Genomic DNA, 334 nt, shown 5'->3' with positions numbered 1-334 from the left:
TGTTAACGCTCACACTGCGTCCGTCACGGTCTCCGCGGGGGTCCGGTACGGCGAACTCAGTGAACGGCTCCACGCCGCCGGGCTGGCACTGCACAACCTGGGCTCGCTGCCGCACATCTCGGTGGCGGGCTCATGTGCGACGGCGACCCACGGCTCCGGCCCCACCAACGGGAACCTCGCCACCGCAGTGTCTTCGGTGGACATGATCACCGCCGACGGCGACATCGTCACCGTCGGCTCGGACGACGACGGCTTCAACGGCGTGGCCGTCGGCCTTGGCGCCCTGGGCGTCGTGGTTCGCATGACCCTGACCACCGAGCCGGCTTATGAGATG

General features: G+C 68.6%; 1 protein-coding gene. It reads left to right on the top strand.

Annotation, left to right across the window (positions count from 1 at the left end; all coding sequences use genetic code 11):
- Positions 1 to 334 (top strand): FAD-binding protein (locus tag ELR45_RS40490; protein WP_240759222.1); only part of this gene is annotated, 334 nt, incomplete at both ends.

This window comes from Phytoactinopolyspora endophytica (assembly GCF_004138495.1).
Taxonomy (GTDB): domain Bacteria; phylum Actinomycetota; class Actinomycetes; order Jiangellales; family Jiangellaceae; genus Phytoactinopolyspora; species Phytoactinopolyspora endophytica.
This window is presented reverse-complemented; position numbering and strand designations above follow the sequence as displayed.